This window comes from Piscinibacter sp. HJYY11, from assembly GCF_016735515.1.
Classification (GTDB): Bacteria; Pseudomonadota; Gammaproteobacteria; order Burkholderiales; family Burkholderiaceae_C; genus Rhizobacter.
On the sequence record NZ_JAERQZ010000001.1, the window covers coordinates 4,571,118 to 4,593,301 of the forward strand.

Below are 22,184 nucleotides of genomic sequence, written 5' to 3' on the forward strand. Positions count from 1 at the left end.
CTCGACTCGAGCTCGTTTACCTCTTGCGACAATTGCGCCGCGTGCGTGTCACCGTCCACCCGAATAATGTCAGCCCATAAGCCCTGGGCTGGCGACCCTTCCCGCGAGTCATGACCAAAGTGGTCACGGTTCGAGGCTGAAAACGCCGGCATGCAATCTGCAACTCGTCCGCGCATCGGGACGGCTGCGAGAAACACAGAATATGACTGCACGCAAAACGGCGCTCAAGACGACCACGCTTTGGTTCTCGGTTGCTGCTCTCACGTCCCTCGCCGGCTGTGGTGCCGGTGGTGACGTCAACGAAAGCAGCGCGGCTCCGATCCCTCCGGTCACGTCTCCTGCTCCTCCGCCGACTTCTCCGGCACCTGCACCGGCCCCAGCCCCTGCGCCAGCACCGGCTCCGTCGCCTGCACCGGCCCCGGGGACTGCGGCCACCTACTACTTCTCCGACTGCCAGACCGGCGCCGCGGCAGGCTGCGTCGCCGGCAACGACGCGAATCCCGGCACGAGCGCTGCTGCCCCGAAACGCACGCTGACCAGCGTCAACATCAACGCACTGCCGGCCGGCTCGCGCCTTCTGCTGGCCCGCGGCGGTTCCTGGAACCACTCCACGATCCGCCTGGACAACCGCAACACCACTGCCGCCGCGCCGCTCACCTTTGACGCCTACGGTACCGGCCCCGCACCCACGCTGCGCGTCGCCGCCTACTTCGGCTTCGAGTTCGGCGAGTTCGCCAACACCGTCGACGACCGCGGCTATGTCTTCCGCAACCTCAAGCTCGATGGCCTGGGCACCGGTCAGTGGGCTTTCTGGTTGCGCGGCCTGATCCGTGACGTGCTGATCGAGAACGTCGAGGTCACTGGCTTCTACACCGCGTTCGAGTTGCAAGGCAATGACCCGATCAGCTTCCTGACGGTGCGCAATTCGCGGATCCTGCGCAACCGCGGCATGGGGGTCATCGGCACGATGAACGACTCGGTCTTCGAAGGCAACCTGTTCGAAGGCAATGGCAGCGGCGCCCCGACCGTGCACCCGGTCTACCTGTCCGGTGGCAACCGCAACGTGATCCGCAACAACCAGTTCGTGCGCAACTCGCTGACGAATGGCGTGTGCACCGGCGGCAACGTGACGGCCCACGGCATGATCAATGGCCTGACGATCGAGGGCAACACCATCGTCCAGGACGCCTCGGCCGATGGCTGCTACGGCATCTCGATGATGCCGGGCTACAACACCCCCGAAGGGTTCCGCAACCTCGTGGTGCGCAACAACACGGTGGTCAACCTCGGCGGCTGCGGCATCTGCGTCAGCATGGCCCCTGGTGCGGTGATCGAGGGGAACAAGATCATCCAGGACCAGAACCGCTGGCACCTGGGCATCAGCGTGCAGCTCACCGAACAGCCGAATGACCTGGTCGGCGGCGGCGAGATCGTTCGCGACAACGTGGGCTGCTACGGAGGGACCAGCAGCGCATCGGGCACGTTCCTGAGCATCCAGACAGCGCTGCAGCTTCTGTTCAACAACGTGACGCGCACCGGGGCGGATGCGACCACCGGCGTCTGCGCTCGCTGATTCCCTGAACTCTTCCGAGAAGCCCCGGGCGTTTCAAGACGCTCGGGGCTTTTTTCTTGGGTGCCTATCGCGGGCGCATCCACACCGGTTGCCGGCCTTCGAGCGCGTCCGGCATCGTGGCGGCCAGCAGCCGGTCGACGCAATGCGGCCAATCCAGCACGTCGCGCACCCGCTTCACCGCGTTCTGCCCCATTTCCATCAGGTGCTGCGGGTCGCGCAACGCCTCCACGATGGCCTCGGCCAGGCCGTCTGCGTCGTGGCGGTCGCTCAGCACCCCGGTGACGCCGCGATCGACGATGTCGGGCAGCGCCCAGTTGCTCCAGTTGGCGGTGGGGCACCCATGGGCAGCGGCTTCCACGTACACGAGGCCCCAGGACTCGCAGATGCTGGGCATGCAGAACAACGAGCTGGTGCGATAGAGCTCGTGAAGCTTCTCGTCGCTGGCATGGCCGAACTGTTCGACGCCCGGCTCGTTCAGGGGTGGCGCACCGGCACTCACCACCGTCAACTTCGCATCGGGCAACTCGCGCCGCACCTTGCGGAACGCTTCGATCAGCACCGGGCCGCCCTTGCGCTCCCACGCGCGTCCGCAGAAGAGGATCTGGCGTCTGCGGTAGCGCTCGATTTCGGCCGGCACCGGCTGGTCCCACCGGCGCATCGGCCCGCCGCCGAGCGCAAAGACTTTCTCCTTGGGAATGCCGTACTGCTCGTGCATCGTGTCGGCCACGAAACCGGCGAAGGAGACGATCGCGTCGGCGTCATGGTTGGCCTGGCGGATGAGCGACCGATGCGCGTCGATTTCCTGCGTGCTGAGCGAACCCCAGCCGAAGCCGCCGGCACGCACGGCGTCGTCGACGGTCATGTCCTGGAACAGGACGCGGCGGATCGGCAGCGAGCGGTCGATGACAGGGATCGCGTAGTGGTACATCACCCAGCTGCCTTCCGGCAGCTTGCGCAGCACCGGCCCGAGAAGTTCGCCGCGTTCGTCAATCGTCATCGGCGCGCCACCGTCGACGTGGCCGGGCGGCTTCATGCCCAACTTTCGACGAAGGCGGCGGCCGAGGTGCCGCAGTGCACTGCGGCCATGCAGTTCCTTCAGGTCGGTGTCGAAGCGGCTGAGCGCGCCGTACAAGCGCCCGTGCTGCTGCAAGCCCTCGATCAGCTTGATCGTCGTGCCGGAGTTGGTCCAGCGGTCCCAGGGATCGCCGGGCGCGATGTAGAGCAAGGTGGGTGCGGAGTGGGCCATGGTCGGTCTCATCTGATTCAGCGAACCGGAGCGGGTCGACGGATGCGCTCGGCAAGCGCCTGCGCCAAACGGTGGTTGACGGCAGGCACGTAGTGGCTGTCGGGCAGGAAGTTGGTCGGATCGTTGGCGGAGAAGATCGCGTGCGTGCTGATGAACTCGATGCCCGCCTGTTCCAGCGACGGGGCTAGCGCGGCATGGAGGTGATCGGACTGCCCCTTGGCGTGCATCAGCAGGACGATCAGGCGTTCGCCTCGTGCGCGGGTGCGTTCGCCGAGGTCGGCCAGCATGGCCTTGAGCGCCTGCAGGTCTTCCGATTGCGGATCGAAGCCTCGCTGCGGGTCGTAGACGCCGCGCTCGTAGCCATCGTCGTGCGCCACCCAGCCACGGCGCACAAGGCGAACGATGGATGACGCGTCGGCCGGCGACTGCTCGAAGGTGAAGCGGTCGTAGCCGCGGTCGCTCGTGCGCAGCTGCGCCTTGAAGCGATCCCACTCCGCGGAGCGGGTGCTGAAGGCCTGCTTGAACTGCGCCTCGGTGCGGATGACGGGCTGCTCCTCGGTCAACTGCCCTGCCTGCACGCGGTAGCGCGGGAAGGTGAACGGCGCCGGGTTCTCGAAGTGCCAGATGAGGCCCGACATCGAGCCCATGTCCGGAACGCTCGCCGAGAGGATGCCGAAGACGACCACGTCGGCCTTCCGGTTCTCGACATCGGCCTTGTAGCCCGCGTACGAATGCGAGGGCGGTGCTGCCGGCCCACCGATGCCGCGGATGGTGATGCGCTTGTCGATGGCGGCGGCCTCGTGGGCCGCATGCATCGCGAACGACTGGCCATACACCGCGACCAGCAGGTCTGTGCCGTCCGCCGGCCGGCTCGGCCGCTGACGCAACTCTTCCTGGCTGAGCCAGCCGGCACTCAGGATCTGGCCCTCGCTCTTCGGGTCGGCTGCCATAGAGCGCTCGAGCTTGCCTTCGACCGAGCGCCCGTATTCGAAGTAGCGGCCGAGTGAGGTCTTGCTGCCCGCCCGTGAACCGAAGCTCAGGCTCACGCCGAGGTCGAAGATCGCAAGCCAGACGATGACCCACCCCAGCACGCGGGCGCTGGGGCCGAAGAGGATGTGCTTCAGGCGCGTCGTGCCCATGCTCAGAACTGGAAGTAGATGAAGGCGCTGCGAGCGCTCGCCAGGCCCATCAGCGTGAGGAACACCAGCACGGCATAGAGGCCGGCACGCAGCGGCGCGGGCCAGTCACGGTAGAAGGTCGCGCGCCCGCTTCGATAGGCCGCCAGGTCATACAAGGCCAGGACGGCAACACCCAGCAGCGCGGCGAGCGGGGGCCGTGCGACCGTGGCCGCAAGCGGCTGCGAAAGTGTCAGGAGTTCCACCGTGAAGTTGCGGATCTGCTCGAACGAGTTCGCGCGAAAGAGCAGCCAGCCGTAGCAGACGAATTGGAAGAAGACGACGGTCGCGACGACCCGGCTCACGAGTGCGGCGGTGCCCTTGAACACCGGCGGCTTGATGAAGCTGTTCACCACCAGCAGCAGGCCCTGGTAGCCGCCCCAGAGGATGAAGTTCCAGGCCGCCCCGTGCCACAGGCCGCCCAGCAGCATGGTGAGCATGAGGTTGACCTTGGTGCGCACGGCGCCGACGCGGTTGCCCCCCAAGGGGATGTAGAGGTAGTCGCGCAGCCATGATGACAGCGACATGTGCCAGCGCCGCCAGAACTCGCTCGGGTTCGACGAGAAGTAGGGGAAGCGGAAGTTCTGGCTCAGCTCGATGCCCAGGAGCTTCGACACGCCGCGGGCGATGTCGGTGTAGCCGGAGAAGTCGCAGTAGATCTGCAGGGCAAAGGCATAGGTGCCGAGCGCGATGGCCCAGGCATTCGGCGTCTGTGCGCTGTTGAAGACCGAGTCGACCGTCGGCGCCATGCCGTCGGCGATCACGATCTTCTTGAACAGGCCGAGCAGGATGAGGAACGAGCCGCGGGTGATGTTCTCTTCGGTGATGAAGCGCGGCTGCTCGATCTGCGGAATCAGGACCGCCGGCCGTTCGATCGGGCCGGCCACGAGCTTCGGGAAATACGCGATGAAGAGTGCGTAGTGGCGGAACTTGGTCGTGCCCGGCATGTGCCGGTGGTGGATCTCGATCACGTAGCTCAGTGACTCGAACACGTAGAACGAGATCGCCGGCGGCAGCACGATGTCGAGGTAGACGCGTCGGACTTCAAAGCCCAGCCCGAGGAGCAGCGTCTGTGCCGAGTCGATGAAGAAGTTGAAGTACTTGAAGTAGCCCAGCACGCACAGCGCGAAGACGGTGTAGACCGCGATCGAGCGTTTGCGCTGCGCGGGATCTTGCTGCTGCGCGATGAGCCTGCCGGTCAGGTAGCTAGCGCCGGTGATGAGCCAGATCAGCAGCAGGAAGCGCACATCCCAGCACGCGTAGAAGTAGTAGCTGCCGACGAGCAGCAGGGCGTTCTGCAGTTCCAGGCGCTTGCTCAGCAGCGCATAGAGAGCGAAGCCGAAGATCAGGAAGTACGCGAACTGGAGCGAGGCAAAGTTCATGGCCGGGGCAAGGGGCAGTTTGCCGGGCAAACTCGCCGACGACTGCGACGACCCAAGCGGGCCGCAGTATCTCGTGTTCACTCAGGGCTTTGAACCCTGGTCTAGGGGGGCGCGGCGCGCCGCAGCGCGGTGCGGCGCAGAGGGCTCGCCAGTGGTCGCGATCTCAGCTTGCGCTGCTCGTGCGCTTGGACTTCTCGCCCAGGATCCAGGCCCCCACGATGGGAATGCGCTGGATCCACGGCTGGAGGAGGATCGGCCCGAGGATCGCCGCGGCGACACCTGTCAGGAGCAGGAACCAGACAGGCGCGGCCCACACCTTCTGCAGCGCCAGACGCGTGGCGGCCGAGAACATGCTGTGGAACAGGTAGATGGCGAAGGAGTAGTAGCCGATCCAGGCCAGCCAACCCACCCGCAGGTTCAGACGCAGCAGGGTCACACAGATCGTCGCGCCGAACAGCAGCTCATAGGCGCTGAACGGGGCGGGCATGGGCTGCTTGGCGAGTCTCAGGTAGATGATGGCCGCGGCGCTCGACACCAGGAGCGCAGGCACGACCCACGGGTGGCGCTGATTGCCGTCGAATCGGTTCGCCCACACGCCCAGCAGGAAGTAGGGCAGCAGGTAGCCAGACCCCTGCAGGCCGAAATAGATCGGCAGCGGGTGCAGGAGGTGAAGCGTGACGGCGCCAGCGAAGATCGCAAGAAAGCCCGCTTCGGTCGACATCAGCCCGAGCGTCTCGACAATCATGATGCCGAGGAAGACGAAGAACAGCGACTCCAGGAACCAGTAGTGCGAGACCGGGATGACGTGCAGCAGCTTCCAGTGGATCACCTCGGTGGTGTTGACCCCCGGGGTGTTGATCTGGATCAGCGCGTAGGCCGTTCCGACGAGCAGCATCGGCACCAGCAGGCGCCGGATCTTGCTGCCGACGAATTCGGTTGCATTGCCCTTGTAGGGCCGCCACGCGTACACGAAGCCGGACAGGAATGCGAACAGCGGCATGCGTGCGAACACCAGCAGTTCGTTGAAGATGCGAAGCGGGTCGCCATGGGGAACCTTCAGGCCCGCGCCAGCGTCGTGCCCGATCACGTGATAGGTGGCCAGCAGCAGACACGCCAGTCCGCGCAGCGTGTCGATCGGCAGGTTGCGGCTGCCGGATTTGGAAGCACCGCCGTCGCTCACCGAGGCCGGGCTCTCTGTCGTCTTGGCCAGGGTGGTGCTGGCCATCGGGCTGCTGACCGAGCTCCTGAGCGTGAGGGTTGGTTTCATCACGGTTTTCCTCGCTACGTCGCGATCGATCCGGACGTCTGGGCGGTCGCTGCGGCCGGCTTGACCAGCGCGTCGAGCGAAATGCCCAGGCCCGAAAAGATCGGCCTCCATTCCTCCGGGTGCAGCTTTTGCCAGGCGTGGCATCCGAAGGGAAGCCGGCCTTGGTTGAGTTGCTGGGCCGTGGCCGGGAACATCTCCCAGGCAAAGCCCGCTGCCTCTCGGAAAGACGGTACTTTTACACGTGGCAGATAACGGTTAGCCTCGATGCTGAAGAACAGATCTTCATGATGGACTTTTCCGTCCTCTGCGCAATACTCATTCACGGTGGTGGCCATGCGTTTCAGCACACTTCTCATGGCTTTGACGCGACGCAAGGAGAAGCCACCGTTACCGACGGCATACATGTACTGCCCCTTGTGCGCCCCGCGCGACGCCGGGTCGATCCGGTTGGTCCAGCGATAGTAATACTGGCGCGCGCGGATGTAGACCTCACGCAGGCGGGTCGGCACGCCCGGCACGGGCAGCCAGGGGGCGCCGACATAGTCGTAGTCGGCTTGGCACCACTGGCCCAGCTCGTCGCGGAACACGAACGCATCCAGCTGGTGGATCAGGATGTAGTCGTATTCCGCGAAGCGTGCGTAGAAGTCATCCGAAAGCATCAGGCGGTTGTAGCCGGCGATGCCCCGGAAGTAGGCATCGTCGAAACTTTCCGTCCGGGTGATGCCGAAGCGGCTGCAGATGTCACTGAGGTCGAGCGAGCCGGGCTTGACGAGCACCGTGTCATGCGCCGCGAGCACCTTGCGGCATTGGGCCAGCGAGACTTCCTCGAAGGGGCGCAGCTGTGCCTGGTAGCACGGGATGACCACGCAGACGGTCGGTGCAGGTGACGGGCGCTTCACGACACGGGCCTCCGGGTCAGCGGACGATGATCGTCCAGAGGTGGTTGACGACCCAGCCCAGGCCCAGGCCCGCGGCCAGCGCGATGGGAAGGTACATGTCGTTCCGCAGGCTGTTCAGGCCGTTCTTGCTGCGGAACCAGATCGCGATCGGCCAGTGCACGAAGGAGCTTGCGACGATGGCCCAGAGGGCGCCGTTCAACCCGGCCAGCTCGTGGCCGAGCGGCAACCCGACCAGCAAGACGACGACGCGGGGGAAGTTGGCCATCGGCAGGAGCTCGGTACGGCCCATGGCGATGTAGATCTGCTCGGCCACGAGGAAGCGGGCACCGATGGAGCCGATCGCCAGCAGCGCGAAGATGTGCGCCGCGCCCTGGTAGCGCGGGTCGTACATGACTTCGATGATCACGTCGCTGGCGAGGAAGATGAAGCCGGCCAGCGAGCCGATGCACAGGTCGGTGAGTTGCTGGAACTTCCGGTACACCGAAGGCAGCTGCTCCGGACGGTCGCGCACGATCTCGCTGAAGGTCGGCAGCATGACCTGGGCGAGCAGCGTGGACAGCGCCGCCTGGGCCATGCCGGCGAGCCCGAACGCGATCGAATACAGGCCGAGCGTCGTGCTGTCGAAGAGGCCGCTGAGCAGCAGCCGGTCACCCGCCAGTGCGACGAGGCTGATGATGGATGACATCATCACCCACTTGCCCTTGCGGATCAGCTCGTCGAAAGCTTCCTTTTCGAGCATCAGCTTGGCACGCGGCCCGTCGAGGAAGATGTGGCTCAGCACGCAGCGGAAGCCGGCGGCGACGATGCTGCCCAGCACCAGGGCCCACACCGAGCGGGTGAGGTAGGCGGCCACGATCATCGCGAGCGTCGAGAAGAGCTGCGCCCCGAAGTCGATGGTCGCGACCTTGCGCAGGTTGAGGTTGCGCTCGGCGAGCTTGCCGTTCACCGAACCGAAACCGATCAGCACCATGGCGAAGGTGGTGGCGACGATCAGCCACGGCAGGCGCGCATCGTCGTAGACCGAGCCTTCCTTGAAGACGTGGTGGGCCTGGCCGATCGCCACGCCGGCCGCCATGACCATCGAGAACACCCAGATCACCAGGCCGCGGATGATCTGAAGCGTCCACGCGGTGTTGAGAAACGCCTTCTCGTGGCCGCGCTTGCTCTGCACGATGACCTGGCCGCTGCCCACGTCGAAGACGAGGTTGAGCGTCAGCTGCAGCGCGGCGATCACCGCCATCAGGCCGAAGGCCTCGGGCATCAGCAGGCGCGTGAGCACGAGGTTGCCCGCCAGGCGCAGCACCTGCCCCGTGATGTGGCCGCCGCCAGACCAGGCGCCGGCCCGCAGGCTGCGACGGCGAAGTGAGCTTGCGATCTTCATGGACGGTTGCAGGACGAATGGCTCATCGGGCGGCGCGCGGGCTGTGCGGTTTGCCCATCGGGCGCATCGCTTGGGGCTCGAGGTTGGACGAGACGCCCGGGCGTCGCGACGGTGCCGCTTCCTGTTGGGCCACCAGTCGCAGGTAGCCCATGCACATGCCCAGGACCGACCAGTACAGGATGGGGATGAAGACGATGGACGAGACCGTGCCGATCGTCACCAGGATGCTGATGACCGCCGCGAGGAGCGCGCGCCCCAGCAGGTGCAGCTCGCTCTGGCTGTCGAGCACGAACAGGCTGCGCAGCATGCCGAGGATGGCGATCACGAAGGGCATGAGGAAGAGTGTCAGTCCCACCAGGCCGCTGCGCAGCGCCACGAAGATGTAGGTGTTGACCACGTCGATGATGCCGTCGCTGCCGCGCATCTGTTCCATGTCGGCATGCAGGCCGAGCGAGCCGAACCACGGGTAGTGGCCGATCACGCCGAGCGACACGTCGAGCAGCCGCGAGCGGAAATCGACCGTGCCGGCGTCGACCGTGCCCACGAACGGCAGGTAGTCGATCATCTTGGCGGCTTGGGGTGTCATGGCCAGGAAGGGCAGGGCCAGCACGCCGATGATGAGGGTCTTGCTCAGCTTGCCGCCCACATTGGGGCCGGTGACGAGCAGGAACGCCAGGCCAGCCGCCGCGCCCACCCAGGGGCCGCGCGACAACGGGCCGATGAGGCCGGCCAGCAGGCAGAGGAAGCCGAGCGCCAGCCAGACGGTCTTGGTCGTCGAGCGTCGCAGGAAGGCCAGCAGACAGATCGCCACGGCCATCACGTAGCCGAGCACGATCGGCTGGCCGGCGGTGGCCACCGCCCGCAGCAGCTCGCCGCCGCGCGACAGGTTGTTGGTCAGGCCCCAGTACGGCTGCGCGAGCATCTGCGGCACGGTCGAATAGAGCAGCCAGTGGCGAATCATCTCGAAGAACGACACCGGCGCCATGATGCAGGCGGCCACCACGAACGACATCAGCACATCGCGGTACTCGGCGAGGTTGCGGATGCGACTGCCCACGTAGTAGGGCAGCACCGCCCCGGCGATCGAGTACGACGCCAGCCGCAGCACATTGGTGAAACTTGTCTCCATGAACTGCAGCACGAGCTGCAGCAGGGTGAAGGCCAGCACGAACTTGTCGGCGGTGGTGCTGCCCAGGGCCGGCACGCCCGGCTCGCGGCGCAGCTTCCACCACAGGGGCAGCAGCAGCAGCAGCGACAGCCAGAACACATGGTCGATGAGGACCAGCGTCGCACCGAAGATGCCGAAGCCCGGCACCGAGACCGGAAACGGCGGGATGACGAACAGGATGAAAAAGAACAGCGCGAAGCGGTTGGCGTCCTTGTGGGCGACGAAGAGGATCAGCGCCGCGCTGATCGCCGCATACAGCCAGTAGTTGCGCGAGAGGAAGGCGGCCAGCGTGATCGCCACCCAGAGCAAGGCCCGGCGCTTGTAGTCCTCGGGCCGGATCGCCCGCTCGGTGGCAAGCGGCCGTGACAGCACCAGCACCGCCACCGCGAAGAACAGCAACACCACCAAGGCCTTGAGGTGCGACGACATGGTCAGGCATCCCGGCCACCGGCCATGTGACGGCGTTGCGTCACCGCGGTGAGCAGTGCGTCGAGTCCGAACAGGAAGGCCAGCGCCGCCAGCATCAGGACCAGCCCTGCCGCACCGTGCAGGAAGCCCTGACCGGCCTCGTCGCTCACGTGGTACGTCACGAGCACGAGCGTGATCACGCGGACGATGTTGGCCACGAAGGCGATCGGCAGGATGGCCGCCACCATGATCCCCGCATGCAGACGCGAGACCGCCGGCTTCAGGTGGATGAAGAGCGCCCCGACCGCGGCCAGGCTGAACATCGAGTTGAGGCCGGAGCAGGCATCTGCCACGAGCAACTGGTAAGGACCGATCGAGATCATCACGCCTTCACGGGCGATCGGGTAGCCGACGCGGTAGAGGAGCTCCACCACCAGGACCGAGATCCAGTTCTTCAGCGGGCCGGTGAGCGCATCGACCAGGCTCGCGGGCAGCGGCACCATGAACAGCAGATAAAAGAGCGGGAACCAGGCCGCGCGCAACGTTGGCCGCCCGCCGAGCAGCGCAAGGCTTCCGGCCAGCACCAGCGGCTGCGAGAAGAACTCCATGCTCGCGACCGAGAAGGTGCGCCCCAGCCCATAGATCAGCATGCCCGCCACGAAGAGCGGCCAGCCGAGCCCGGGCGACGACGTCGTGGCGGCCGCCAGGATCCGGTCGCGCGAGCGCCAGAAGAGCCAGGCCGTGAGTGCCAGGATGATGGGGCCGTGCGCCAGCTCGTCGCTCTGCCAGAGTTCCTGACTCGCCGACCAGTAGACCGGCAGGTACATCGCGGCCAGACCGATCAGGAGCACGCGCCAGGGCAGCGCTGAACGGCTGTGGATCGCCGCCACGTCGGCCCCTGGCATACCCACCTGGCTCACGAACGCGACCCGGACTTCTTGTCCTTGACGAAAGGCGCGTCCACCAGCACCGAGCCCACCACCTTCACCCCGGCGTCCTGCATCAGGTCGACCAGCTCCTGGAACTCGGACGTGCGGGTCATGTTGTTGCGCGCGACCACGAGCGCCGCGCCGGCGAAGCGGGCCAGCAGCGTCACGTCGGCGCCGGTGGTCATGGCGGGCGTGTCGATGATGACGACGTCGAACGCCGACATGCTTTGCTCGAGGATGCGGTCGAACGACGAGCGCCCGAGCAGTTCTTCCGGGTTGGGCGGAATCGGACCCGAGGGCAGCACGGCCAGCCCCGGGATGCCCGGCACGAGCTTGATGACCTGGTCCTGGGTGCGTCCGGTCAGCAGGTTCGACAGGCCCGTCTGGTTCTCGATCTTGAAGAGCAGGTTCTGCCGCGGGTTGCGCAGGTCGCCGTCGATCAGCAGCGTGCGTTCCTTGGCCTGGGCAAAGGTCACGGCCAGGTTGGCGGCCAGCAGGCTGCGGCCCTCGCCGGGGCGTGTGCCGACCACGGCCAGTGCAGCGCGCGACGTGCCTTCCTTGAACCAGCGCAGCTGCAGCTGGCTGCGCAGCGACCGCAGGCGTTCGCCTTCCGGGCTGAAAGGCCGGTAGGCCACCACCACCTCGTCGCTCACCGGGTGACCCGGGCCGCTCAGGTATGGATAGTCGAACTGGAGCGACAGCGCGTAGAAGATGTCGGCTTCGCTCAGCAGGCCAAGCTGCATGCCGGCATCGCCGAAGCGCAGCTCATGCTCCTTCTGGAAGTTGATGATGCGCTCGACGTCTGCCAACGCGAGCCGGCCCGAATTGACGAGGATCGCTCCGATGGATCGGTCGGCCTCGCGCGCCTTGCCCGAGGACATGGTGGCCATCAGGTGCCCTCGTCCAAGGTGAGCTGCGGTTTCATGGGGGCTCGGCCGAGTGCGAGCGGCGCGCCCGCGCGGTAGTGCGCGCGGCGCCCACGCCCACGGTCAGCCCGTGGCGAGATCACGCCGAGCACCGGCACGCCTTCGACGATGGCCAGGTCATCGGTGCTGCGCACACGCCGGTCGACCAGCTCCCAGCCCAGCGCTGCACCGATGGCCAGCAGCAGGCCGATGGCCACCGCGGCCATCATGTTCTTGGGAATGTTGGGGGCCGAGTGGGACAGCGGTTCGACGGCCGGCGTGAGCACACGCGCGCTTGCTTGGTCGGCCTGGCTTTCGAGCGAGACCTGGCTGCGACGGGTGGCCACGGCCTCGTAGGCGCGCTGCGCAGTTTCGAGGTCGCGCTGCAGCAGCGCCATTTCGTCGCGTTGGGCGCGCAGCGAGAGCACGACGCGCTTCTGGGTTTCGAGGTCGGCGTTGAGCTGCGAAATCTTCTGCGTGGTGACCCGGTTCACCGTGGCGGTGACGCCAGACACACGGCGCATCTCGGAGGTGATCTGCTGGTTCAGCGTGGCGATCTGGGCCTCGAGTTGCAGGCGCTGCGGGTGCTGCGACCCGACGATGCTGCTGATCTCGCTCAGCTTGGTCTCGGCACGGGCCAGTTCGGACTTGAGGCCTTGCACCACGGTGCTGCTTTGCACGTCGGGTGAGGTCTCGGTGCCGGTGTTGCGCTGGCGGCTGGAGGTGTCGGCGAGCTCCGCCTGGGCGGAGGCGAGCTGCGACATGATGGCGTTGAGCTTCGAGCTCTCGACGTCGACACGTTCATCGGTGGCCACGATGCCGCGCTCGCGCTGGAAGGTCGACAGCTTGCGCTGCGCTTCCTCGAACTGGGCACGAAGGACCTTCTGACGCTCGTCGAAGAAGGTGCCGTACTGCCGGGTTGGCTCGAGGCGCAACTCGACGCTGAACTCGATGTAGGCGCGGGCAAAGGCGTTGGCCACCTCGGCCACGAAGCGCGGGTCGGAGCCGGTGAACGAGATGTCGATGAGGTTGGTGCCGCGAGCGGGGGTCACCGTCAGGCCGCTGCGCAGCATGAAGCCGTAGAAGGTCTCGATCGGCACGCGCCCTTGCGTCGCCTGGCGCCAGCGGGCCACGGCGGCCGGGCCTTCAGTCAGGCCGAGCATCTTCACCACGCGGCCGGCGAGGCGGTCGCTCTGGATGATCTCGACCTGCGTGCCCAGGAATTCGCGCGATGCGATCGATGGCATCAGCGTCGCGACCAGCGGGTCGGCGCGCACGTCGAGCAGGAGCGAGGTCTCGGCGGTGTACTTCTTCGGCATCCGCATCGAGACCAGGAAGGCCGCGGCCAGGATGAGCAGGAAGATGCTGACCACCACCGGCCAGCGCAGCCGGAGGATGAGGAGGATCTGACGAGGAGAAAGGCTGTTGCCCATGGTGGTTCAGAAGATCGATTCGCGGACGTACACCACGTCATCCGGACGAAGGGTGTCCGTCATTTTGACTTCGAGGACCTCAACCTTGCCTTCAGCGTTGCGACGGTGCACCCGCAATCCGCGTTCCGTTCCGCGCTGCGTGACACCGCCCGCAGTCGCCAACGCCTGCATGACGCTCATGCCGCGCTCCAGCCGCAACGAGCCGGGACGCGCCACCTCTCCATAGAGATAGACGACGGGCGCGCGTTCCACCCACACCACGTCTCCGTTCTGGAGAACGATGTCCTCGCCGCGCCGGTCGGGGGCAAAGATGGAGGGCAGGTCGAACTCGGTGCGGTACGGGCGGCCGTTGCGGCGGCCGATCACCACCACCGTGTCCGAGCCGCCCGAGCTGATGCCGCCGGCATTGGCCAGCACGTCGGTGAGGCGGGTGTCCGCTTGCTCGAGGGGAAAGCGGCCGGGCCGGCCCACGTTGCCGAGCACCGACACCTGGTGCCCGCGCACCTGCGTGACGAGGATCGACACCTGCGGCTGCTTGACGAAGTTGCCGTCGCGCAAACCGTCTGCGATGCGCTTTTCTGCCTGCGGCAAGGTCATGCCGCCGACGCTGACAACGCCCAGCAACGGGAAGGAGATGTGTCCCGTTTCGCTCACGCGCGCTTCGAGTGAGAGGTCGGCGTTCTGGAACACGGTGATGCGGATGACGTCGCCGGTCGCCAGGCGGTACTGCGGGCTTGCCGTGCCAGCGGTTTGAGGCGCGGATGTCGTCTGGGCGACGCCTGGAAGCGCGGCCGCGGCCCACAGGGCCGAGGCGAGGACGACGATGTCGAGATACCGACGCGTGAAGATCATTTCGGGTTGGCCTCGCGTTGGGAAGCTGCATCGCTGGCCGGCGGTGCGACACCGGCCGCCGCTGCAAACTCGCCGAGGTACTGCACGGTTGCAGCGGTCCGAAGGGCCTTGATGTCGTCGCTGACGATCTGGGCCTTCTGGCGGTTGAGGAGGAACTGCTCGACGGCGGGCCGTGCGCGCGCCGGTTCGACCGGCTCGGAGCGGGCGTGCACCAGGGCGACCACCTGCAGGCCGTTGGGCCTTGCGTTCACCATCGTGTCGCCGTCCTTCATCTTCGCGAAGGCTGGCAGGCTCGCGAGCGGCAGCTGTTCCGCTGGCCGCACCGCCTGGTTGTATTCGAATCGCAGGTTCTGGGCCCGCAGGTAGCCGCTGAACTCGGCCGGGTCCTTGATCGCCTGCGCCTTGGCGCGCACGTCGTCGGCCTGCGCACCGCTCACCTCGACCACCCACTCCTGCAATTGGTACACGCGGCGCTCTGCAAAGAGGGCAGGGTTCTCGGCGTAGTACTGGCTGATGGCCGAATCAGACGGCTTGCCGGCGCCTTCGGCCACCCTGTCGAAATAGTTGCGGGCAATGATCTCGCGACGTGCCGCCTCGATCTGCTGCATCACGCGGGGCTCGCGGTCGAGCTTGAGTTCGGAGGCCTTCTGCACCGCCAGTTCCTGGTCGATGAGACGCTCCAGCGTCTGCTTGCGCAGCTGCTGCGCCTGCTCGGGCGATTGCGTGCGCTGCGATTGGAGCGCGTGGTTGAGCTGGTGGACCGTGATTTCCTGTTTGTTGACCTTGGCCGCGACCTGCGAGGCGGGCTTGTCGGCCGACTTGCTGCACGCAGCAGCAAGCAAGGTCGCCACCACCGCTGCGCTCAAGACCCCGGCCCTGCGCACGCTCGAGGCGCCGGGTTGTCGAATCGTATTCATCCAAGAGTCTCCGGGCGCTGTCGTCATGGGAACAACTTCGGTGTGCAAGACCGTCTTGCTCGACGGTGGACACTCGTAAAACTGAGGCAAGCGAGTGTAGCGGCGGGGTCGCCCACGCCCTTCACCCCGAGTAAGGGGGCACTCGCGCTGTTCTCTCAGGCGTGTGGAAACTTCACGCGCCCGCCCTATTTCACTGCGCCGCCGCGATGCCGCCGAGGCCACTCAGGCGGAGCCGGTCGCTCGCCTGAACGGCCGCGAGCAAGTCGTTCACGAAGCGATCGTGCTCGCGCCACGCGCGGCCGGGTTCGGGGTCGATGGACGAGACGCGGAAGAGAAGCCCATCCGGGACGCGGCCCGTGAGGCCGATGCGCACTTCGGCCACCCGGCGCTCGAAGCGGCTGCGCACCGCTTGGTCGCCGATGGTGAACCAGTAGGTGATCGGCTCCAGGCGGGGGCCGAGCTGTGTCCTCACGCGCTGGCCGCTGATGCTGCCGAACGGAGTGTCGATGTCGACGGGGTCGGTGCTGAGCAGGCTGAAGCCCTGCGCCACGTAGCAGACCTCCGGCTTGTGCGCCTGCAATGCGCCGCGCTGGTCGCTGCCGTAGGCCACGGACAGCATGACACGGTAGCCGCGCGAGTCGGTGTAGGAACGGGTGAGCACCTGGCCGTAGAGCTTGTCCAGCACCTGCTGGGTCTGCGGGTTGACCACCAGGGTAGTGCCCGGGTCCATGCGCCAGGAGCCGAACTGCGCGGGGACAGCCGATTCGAGCTGGATGGAAGCCGGCGCGGCCTCTTGCGTGGGTGCGACTTGTCCGAGGGTGGCAATGACCGAAGCCGAGCACATCAGGGCGCTGAGCGCGATTGCGGTGCGGAGGGCGGCCATGGGCAAATGGGGTGCGTAGGAGCTCCAAATTCTAGGGTTGGGCCTTGCTTTGGGGCGTTCGCACCATCCGAGGGTTTTCGCGGGAGTGAAAAAGTTGGCACTTGGACGACCCGCACCCCCCGGCTCGAGCGTGTGAGTCTGTAACAAAAGCAGGGGCAAGTAAGTTCTTTTGCATCTCCCTCGCGCCACGCGAAGTGCCTGCACCCCCTTGTTTCAGGGGGGTGAGGGGGTGCTAGCGAACCTGGGACATAGACCCTGGCTGATACGTGTTGTCAGTTCGACTTACAGGCCCTCGGCGGGGCGCGCCGAAACTGCTCACACACCAAACCTGCAGTCCAGGCACCAAGCCGACTAACTGGCTGGCTAGACCGAGGAATCGATCTTCTGCCGCCGCACCAACACAGTGCGAGCCGACGTCGACTCTCTCATTGATGTAGCAACGAAGCGAGCGACGCCGTGTTCTTGTCCGGACTCGCACGCACCCCGGAAACTGAAAATGTCCATCTCGAAAGAATCCCGTCTCAAGTTACTTCCTCTGTCTGCGCTGGTGCTGGCCCTTGCTGCCTGCGGTGGCAGCGATGGCACCTCGACGACCGGTGAAAGCCTGTCCTCCGATTCGTCGAGCGAGATCCTCGACAGCGCCCGCCGCGAAACGGCGCTTGCCTACAGCTGGGCCGCCTCCGGCCAAAGCGCCCCGGTTCTGCTCGTGACCGCCCCTTCCTACACCGGCACGGCGACTGTCACCATTCGCGGTACGGCCCGTGACGATCGCGGCGTGACCCGCATCACCTGGTTCAACGATCGTGGCGGCATCGGCCAAGCCACGCTGAGCGGCACGGCCTCCGGCTACACCTGGGTGGCCACCTCGATTCCTCTCGCAGTGGGCGCCAACGTCATCAAGTTCGTGGCTGAAGACGCCAACGGCAGCTGGACGATGGAAACGGTCAACCTGACCCGCCCGGCGACGGCTCCTGCTCCCGCCCCGGCCCCGGCACCTGCTCCGGCCCCGGCACCTGCTCCCGCACCTGCTCCGGCCCCTGCTCCCGCCCCGGCCCCGGCCCCGGCACCTGCTCCCGCCCCGGCTCCGGCCCCGGCCCCGGCCCCGGCTCCGGCCCCGGCCCCGGCCCCGGCCCCGGCACCTGCTCCCGCCCCGGCTCCTGGCGGCGCCCCGACCTACTACTTCTCCGACTGCCAGACCGGCGCAGCCACCGGCTGCTTGCCCGGCAGCAATGCCAACGTCGGCACCAGCGCTCAGTACCCGAAGCAGAACCTGGCTGGCATCAACGTGAACGCGCTGCCGGCCGGCACCCGCCTGCTGTTCGCCCGCGGCGGCTCGTGGAATCACTCCACCATCCGCCTCGACAACCGCAACGTGACCGCCGCGGCACCGCTGACCTTCGATTCGTACGGCAGCGGCAACCTGCCCGTCTTCCGCACTCCGGCCAACTTCGGCTTCGAGTTCGGCGGCTTCGGCAACCGTGACGACGACCGTGGCTACACCTTCCGCAACATCAAGCTCGACGGTGTCGGTACCGGCCAATGGGGCTTCTGGCTGCGCGGCATGCTGCGCGACGTGATCATCGAGAACGTCGAGATCACCGGCTTCTACACCGCGATCGAACTGCAAGGCAACGACCCGATCAGCCACATCACCGTCCGCAACAACAACATCCACCGCAACCGTGGCAACGGCATCATCGGCAACGCGTCCGACAGCCTGTTCGAGGGCAACACCTTCGAAAACAACAACGCGGTCGGCAGCACCTTCGTGCATGGCGTGTACCTGTCGAGCGGCAACGGCGCCATCAGCAACGTCGTCTTCCGCAACAACCGGTTCGTGCGCAACTCGATCGTTGGCGGCATCTGCACGGGCGGCAACCTGACGGTGCACGGTCGTGTCAACGGCCTGACCATCGAGGGCAACACCATCCTGCAGGACAACGCCAGCGAAGGCTGCTGGGGCATCTCGATCAGCCCGTATGCGACGTACGCCAACCAGGGCTTCTCCAGCCTGGTGGTGCGCAACAACAACATCGTCAACGTCGGCAACTGCGCGGTTTGCGTGACGGCCGCTCCGGGTGCCATCGTCGAAGGCAACAAGTCGTGGCTCAACTTCGCTCGCGGCCAGTCGACCATCCGCCTGAACGAGTCGGAAGAGACGTCTGACGGCGACCTGCGCGGCCCCGCCACGGTGCGCAACAACCTGGCCTGCTACACCTCGGGCAGCGGCAGCTTCACGGCACCGTCCGGCAGCACGATCACGGGCAACCTGACCCGGACCGGCGCCGCCGCCTCGACGGACGCCTGCGCCCGCTAAACACGGCGACGCCTGACAACACCGTCTCCCTCCTGGCCCCCGGCGGATCGCAGATCCCCGGGGGCTTTTTCTATGGCGGTATGACTTGGTGAACAATCGCGCGGTCACTCCCACCCCGCGCCATGGACCGTCATCCCCTCCCTTCCATCAGCCGGCTGCGTGCCCTGGGCGTCGCCGCGCTGGTGCTCCTCGCCGGCAACCTGACCGCGTGCGCGCAGACCGCCGGTGCGTCGCCGACGTACTACTTCTCGGATTGCCAGGCCGGTGCCGCGCCGGGCTGCGTGCCGGGCAACAACGGCAACTCCGGCACCCGCCCTGACGCCCCGAAGCAGACGCTCGCCGGCTTCAACATCAACGGCCTGCCGGCAGGCAGCAAGCTGCTGTTCGCGCGCGGTGGCGTGTGGAATCACAGCCTGGTCCGGATCGACAACCGCCGGGTCAGCGCTGAGCAGCCGCTGGTACTCGACGCCTACGGCGACGGGCCGGCCCCGGTGTTCAAGGTGGCCAAAACCTACGCCTTCGAATTCGGCACCTGGCAGAACACCGAACTCGACGGCGGCTACGTCTTCCGCAACCTCAAGCTCGACGGGCAGGGCACGGCCGAGTGGGGCTTCTGGTTGCGCGGCGCCTTGCGCGACGTGGTGATCGAGAACACCGAGATCACCGGCTTCGCGATCGCCATCAACTCCCAAGGCGGCGACCCGATCAGCCACATCACCGTTCGCAATTCCAAGATCGTGCGCAACCACGACATGGGCGTGCTCGGCCACTTCAACGATTCAGTGTTCGAGGGCAACCAGTTCGTCGAGAACAACGCCAGAGGCAGCACCTTCAGCCATGCGCTCTACCTGAGCGGCGGCAATCGCAACAAGATCAAGGGCAACCTCTTCCTCAACAACTCGGTGGTCAACGGCGAGTGCCGCGGCGGCAACGTCACCATGCACGGCCAGATGGACACCATGCTGATCGAGGACAACCTCATCTCGCAGGCCAAGGCCTCCGACGGGTGCTTCGGCTTCTCGATCACGACGGGCTACAACACGCCGGAGTGGTTCCGCAACTTCACGGTGCGCAACAACACCGTCATCAACGTCGGCGGCTGCGCGATCTGCGCCGATGCGGTGCAGAACTTCGTGGTCGAGGGCAACCGCGTGTTCCAGGACCACGACCGATGGCATTACGCGATCCTGATCCGCAACACCGAGCAGCCGAACGACGCGCCCAATGCCAACGTGGTGATCCGCAACAACACGGCCTGCTTCAAGGAAAGCCGCGGCAACCAGAAGCTGGCTGCCATCTCCTTCCAGGGTGCTCAGTCCACCGCCAACAACACGCTGACGGGTGCGGCCGCGGCCGGCGGAGCGTGTACGCGGCCGGTCGCTTCGGCTCGCTGAACGCGTCTCAGGGCGCCGGGCGGGAGCTCCGGGCGACCGTGGTGCGGCCGTCGAGTTGCGCCGCCAGGGCGGCCGCCCAGAACGCGCTGCCCGAATGCGCGAGGTGGCTGTTGTCGAAGTAGACAGGCTTGCCGTCCACGACCGACACGCAAACACCCGTCTTGCACAGGACCTCGCCCGTCGAAAAGCTCGCGGCAAGCTGGGGCCGGTTGCGGGCCAGCGCATCGAAGAAGAAGGCGTACTCGCGCTGGTAGTCGTCGCGGGTGAAGTCGAGGTTCACGCTCTGCCCGCGCAGCGTCGCGGCGGCCAGGCGGCGCGGCACGTGGTCGCGCGCGGCCGGCAGGGGCTCCCAGATGTAGACCTCCTTGCCGAGGGCCCGCAGTTGCTGCACGGTGGTGTCGAACTGGCGCTGGAAAAGGCCGACTGACGATTCGGTGCTCGGCCGCTCGCCCGGCGCTGCGGTGAGCTTGCCTTCGATGGCCTGGCGCCAGGTCGACACGAGGAACACCTTCTTCACCGCCGGGTCGCCCTGTGCCACGGCGAGCATCTGTTGGTTGAACGCCTGGCAGGCAGATCCGCCGCGGTAGAGATGGATGCCTTGCAGTGGCGGGCACGAGTTGAGGAACGCGATGCGGCCCGCCTGGCCCGACGCCTTGAGCCATGTGTCGAGGGCGCCTTGCGCAGCCCAGGCGTGGGAGTCACCCCAGATCAGCCACTCTGCCGACTTGCCGGGCGCACCCAGGGCGCACAGCGGCGGCTGTGCGACGGTGCCCTTGGGCGGGTACTCGGCGCAGCGCTCGTCGGGCATGTCCTTGGAAAACGCGGCGATGCGCGCGACCTCGGCTGGAAGCCGGCCCGGCAAACCGTCCTGCGCGATCACGATGCTGGCAAAGGCGACGCTGGCCAGGAGGCCGATCCCGTAGGTCGCCACGAAGCTGCGCGTGCGGGCGAGCCACTGCCCGTGGCGCAAGGGTGTCTCGACGAAGCGATAGAGCAGGGCCGAGAGCACGAAGCACAAGCCCACCATCGCCAGCCGCCACGGCAGCGTGTAGTTCTCGCCGAGCTCCTGCGAGGCAAACACGTTCACCGGCCAGTGCACGAGGTAGAGCGAATACGAGATGCGACCGATGGCGACCATCGGCGCCGTCGAGAGCAGGCGCGTGGTGACGTTGCGACCTTGGGTGCCGGCGTAGAGCAGGCATGCCGCGCCCAGCGTGGGCAGCAGCGCGAAGCTGCCCGGGAAGGGGGTGTCCTCGTCGTACGCGGCGACCGAAAGCACCACCAGCAAGGCACCGGTGAAGCCGAGTGCATTCGCATGGCTGGCCTTGCGCAAGGGCGGGGCCCAGGTCAGAAGCGCGCCGATCAGAAGCTCCCAGGCGCGGGTGGGCATCAGGTAGAAGGTGGCCTGCGCCTTCGAGCCGACGAAGGCGAGGTTGAGGCCGAACGAGACGATCGCCGCCGCCAGAACGATCCAGAACACGAAGCGGCGCGCGTAGCGATAGACCAGCACCAGAGCGATCGGGTAGACGATGTAGAACTGCTCTTCCACCGCGAGCGACCAGGTGTGCAGCAGATAGATGTTGCCGGCCTGCAGCCCGAAGTAGTTGACGTTCTGCCAGAAGTAGATGTTGGCGTAGTAGAACTGGGCGGCCAGCACCTCGTGCATCAGCTGTGAGAAGTCGGCCTGCAGCAGGCGCAGCGCGCCCCAGGCCATCACGCCCACCAGCACGACGAAGAGCGCCGGCGCCAGGCGCCGCAGCCGTCGCACCCAGAAGTCGGCCAGCGAGAAGCGCTGCGCCTCGATCTGCTCGCGCACGATCCAGGTGATGAGGAAGCCGGAGATGACGAAGAAGACGTCGACGCCGACGAAGCCGCTCTTGGCTTCGGAGGTGAGGTGGAAGTGGAAGACCACCACCAGCAGCACCGCGATGGCCCTCAAGCCATCGATGTCGGGCCGATAGGACACGTTCGAACCGTGTGACGATGCCCGCAAATCCCCCATCCGCCTCTTTCCAGTGCCCTGCGCGTTCAGCAAAGGGGCTAGTGTTTGGTGCG

Annotated in this window: 17 protein-coding genes; 3 read left to right on the forward strand and 14 right to left on the reverse strand. The window is 66.4% G+C overall.

The window, feature by feature from the left end; all coding sequences use genetic code 11:
- The first annotated feature begins 202 nt into the window (after positions 1-202).
- Positions 203-1,573, forward strand: a complete 1,371-nt coding sequence (locus tag JI745_RS21470; protein WP_201811630.1) for a right-handed parallel beta-helix repeat-containing protein — start codon at positions 203-205, stop codon at positions 1,571-1,573.
- Positions 1,574-1,637: 64 nt separating this feature from the next.
- Here the strand turns inward: JI745_RS21470 and JI745_RS21475 are convergent, their stop codons facing one another.
- From JI745_RS21475 to epsI, 13 genes are all read right to left on the reverse strand, one after another.
- On the reverse strand, positions 1,638-2,819 hold the full coding sequence (locus tag JI745_RS21475) for a glycosyltransferase family 4 protein (protein ID WP_201811632.1): 1,182 nt from the start codon (positions 2,817-2,819) through the stop codon (positions 1,638-1,640).
- A 17-nt stretch (positions 2,820-2,836) separates the two neighbouring features.
- On the reverse strand, positions 2,837-3,958 hold the full coding sequence (locus JI745_RS21480) for a hypothetical protein (RefSeq protein WP_201811634.1): 1,122 nt from the start codon (positions 3,956-3,958) through the stop codon (positions 2,837-2,839).
- 2 nt (positions 3,959-3,960) lie between these two features.
- Positions 3,961-5,376: an MBOAT family protein gene (locus JI745_RS21485; RefSeq protein ID WP_201811636.1), complete on the reverse strand. Its 1,416-nt coding sequence runs from the start codon at positions 5,374-5,376 to the stop codon at positions 3,961-3,963.
- Between the two features lie 163 nt (positions 5,377-5,539).
- The gene (locus JI745_RS21490; RefSeq protein WP_201811638.1) at positions 5,540-6,643 is read right to left on the reverse strand and encodes an acyltransferase family protein; all 1,104 of its coding nucleotides are present in this window, start codon (positions 6,641-6,643) and stop codon (positions 5,540-5,542) included.
- A gap of 14 nt (positions 6,644-6,657) precedes the next feature.
- Positions 6,658-7,542 (reverse strand): DUF5672 family protein, encoded by an 885-nt coding sequence (locus JI745_RS21495; protein WP_201811640.1) that lies wholly within the window; start codon positions 7,540-7,542, stop codon positions 6,658-6,660.
- A gap of 16 nt (positions 7,543-7,558) precedes the next feature.
- Positions 7,559-8,923: an oligosaccharide flippase family protein gene (locus JI745_RS21500; RefSeq protein WP_201811642.1), complete on the reverse strand. Its 1,365-nt coding sequence runs from the start codon at positions 8,921-8,923 to the stop codon at positions 7,559-7,561.
- A 22-nt stretch (positions 8,924-8,945) separates the two neighbouring features.
- Positions 8,946-10,520 carry an O-antigen ligase gene (locus tag JI745_RS21505; RefSeq protein WP_201811644.1) on the reverse strand — a complete coding sequence of 525 codons (1,575 nt, stop codon included), beginning with the start codon at positions 10,518-10,520 and terminating at the stop codon, positions 8,946-8,948.
- Between the two features lie 2 nt (positions 10,521-10,522).
- Positions 10,523-11,419 carry an exosortase B gene (xrtB, locus tag JI745_RS21510; protein WP_201811646.1) on the reverse strand — a complete coding sequence of 299 codons (897 nt, stop codon included), beginning with the start codon at positions 11,417-11,419 and terminating at the stop codon, positions 10,523-10,525.
- A complete protein-coding gene (gene epsG / locus JI745_RS21515) occupies positions 11,416-12,318 on the reverse strand; it encodes a chain length determinant protein tyrosine kinase EpsG (protein ID WP_201811648.1) in 903 nt (300 codons plus the stop codon). Before epsG ends, xrtB begins: the two co-directional genes overlap by 4 nt.
- Positions 12,318-13,766: a chain length determinant protein EpsF gene (epsF, locus tag JI745_RS21520; RefSeq protein WP_201811650.1), complete on the reverse strand. Its 1,449-nt coding sequence runs from the start codon at positions 13,764-13,766 to the stop codon at positions 12,318-12,320. The genes epsG and epsF overlap by 1 nt, the downstream gene beginning before the upstream one ends.
- A gap of 6 nt (positions 13,767-13,772) precedes the next feature.
- Entirely contained in the window at positions 13,773-14,618 is an 846-nt protein-coding gene (gene epsE, locus JI745_RS21525; protein WP_201811652.1) for a polysaccharide export protein EpsE, read from the reverse strand.
- Positions 14,615-15,535 (reverse strand): EpsD family peptidyl-prolyl cis-trans isomerase, encoded by a 921-nt coding sequence (locus JI745_RS21530; protein ID WP_201811654.1) that lies wholly within the window; start codon positions 15,533-15,535, stop codon positions 14,615-14,617. The genes epsE and JI745_RS21530 overlap by 4 nt, the downstream gene beginning before the upstream one ends.
- Before the next feature lie 190 nt (positions 15,536-15,725).
- A complete protein-coding gene (gene epsI / locus JI745_RS21535; RefSeq protein WP_201811656.1) occupies positions 15,726-16,418 on the reverse strand; it encodes an exosortase-associated protein EpsI, B-type in 693 nt (230 codons plus the stop codon).
- A 547-nt stretch (positions 16,419-16,965) separates the two neighbouring features.
- Between epsI and JI745_RS21540 the strand changes: the two genes are divergently transcribed.
- The gene (locus JI745_RS21540; protein ID WP_201811658.1) at positions 16,966-18,735 is read left to right on the forward strand and encodes a right-handed parallel beta-helix repeat-containing protein; all 1,770 of its coding nucleotides are present in this window, start codon (positions 16,966-16,968) and stop codon (positions 18,733-18,735) included.
- A gap of 122 nt (positions 18,736-18,857) precedes the next feature.
- Positions 18,858-20,129: a right-handed parallel beta-helix repeat-containing protein gene (locus JI745_RS21545; RefSeq protein ID WP_201811660.1), complete on the forward strand. Its 1,272-nt coding sequence runs from the start codon at positions 18,858-18,860 to the stop codon at positions 20,127-20,129.
- 7 nt (positions 20,130-20,136) lie between these two features.
- Here JI745_RS21545 and JI745_RS21550 read toward each other — a convergent pair whose 3' ends face one another.
- The gene (locus JI745_RS21550; protein ID WP_201811662.1) at positions 20,137-22,095 is read right to left on the reverse strand and encodes an acyltransferase family protein; all 1,959 of its coding nucleotides are present in this window, start codon (positions 22,093-22,095) and stop codon (positions 20,137-20,139) included.
- Positions 22,096-22,184 lie beyond the last annotated feature (89 nt).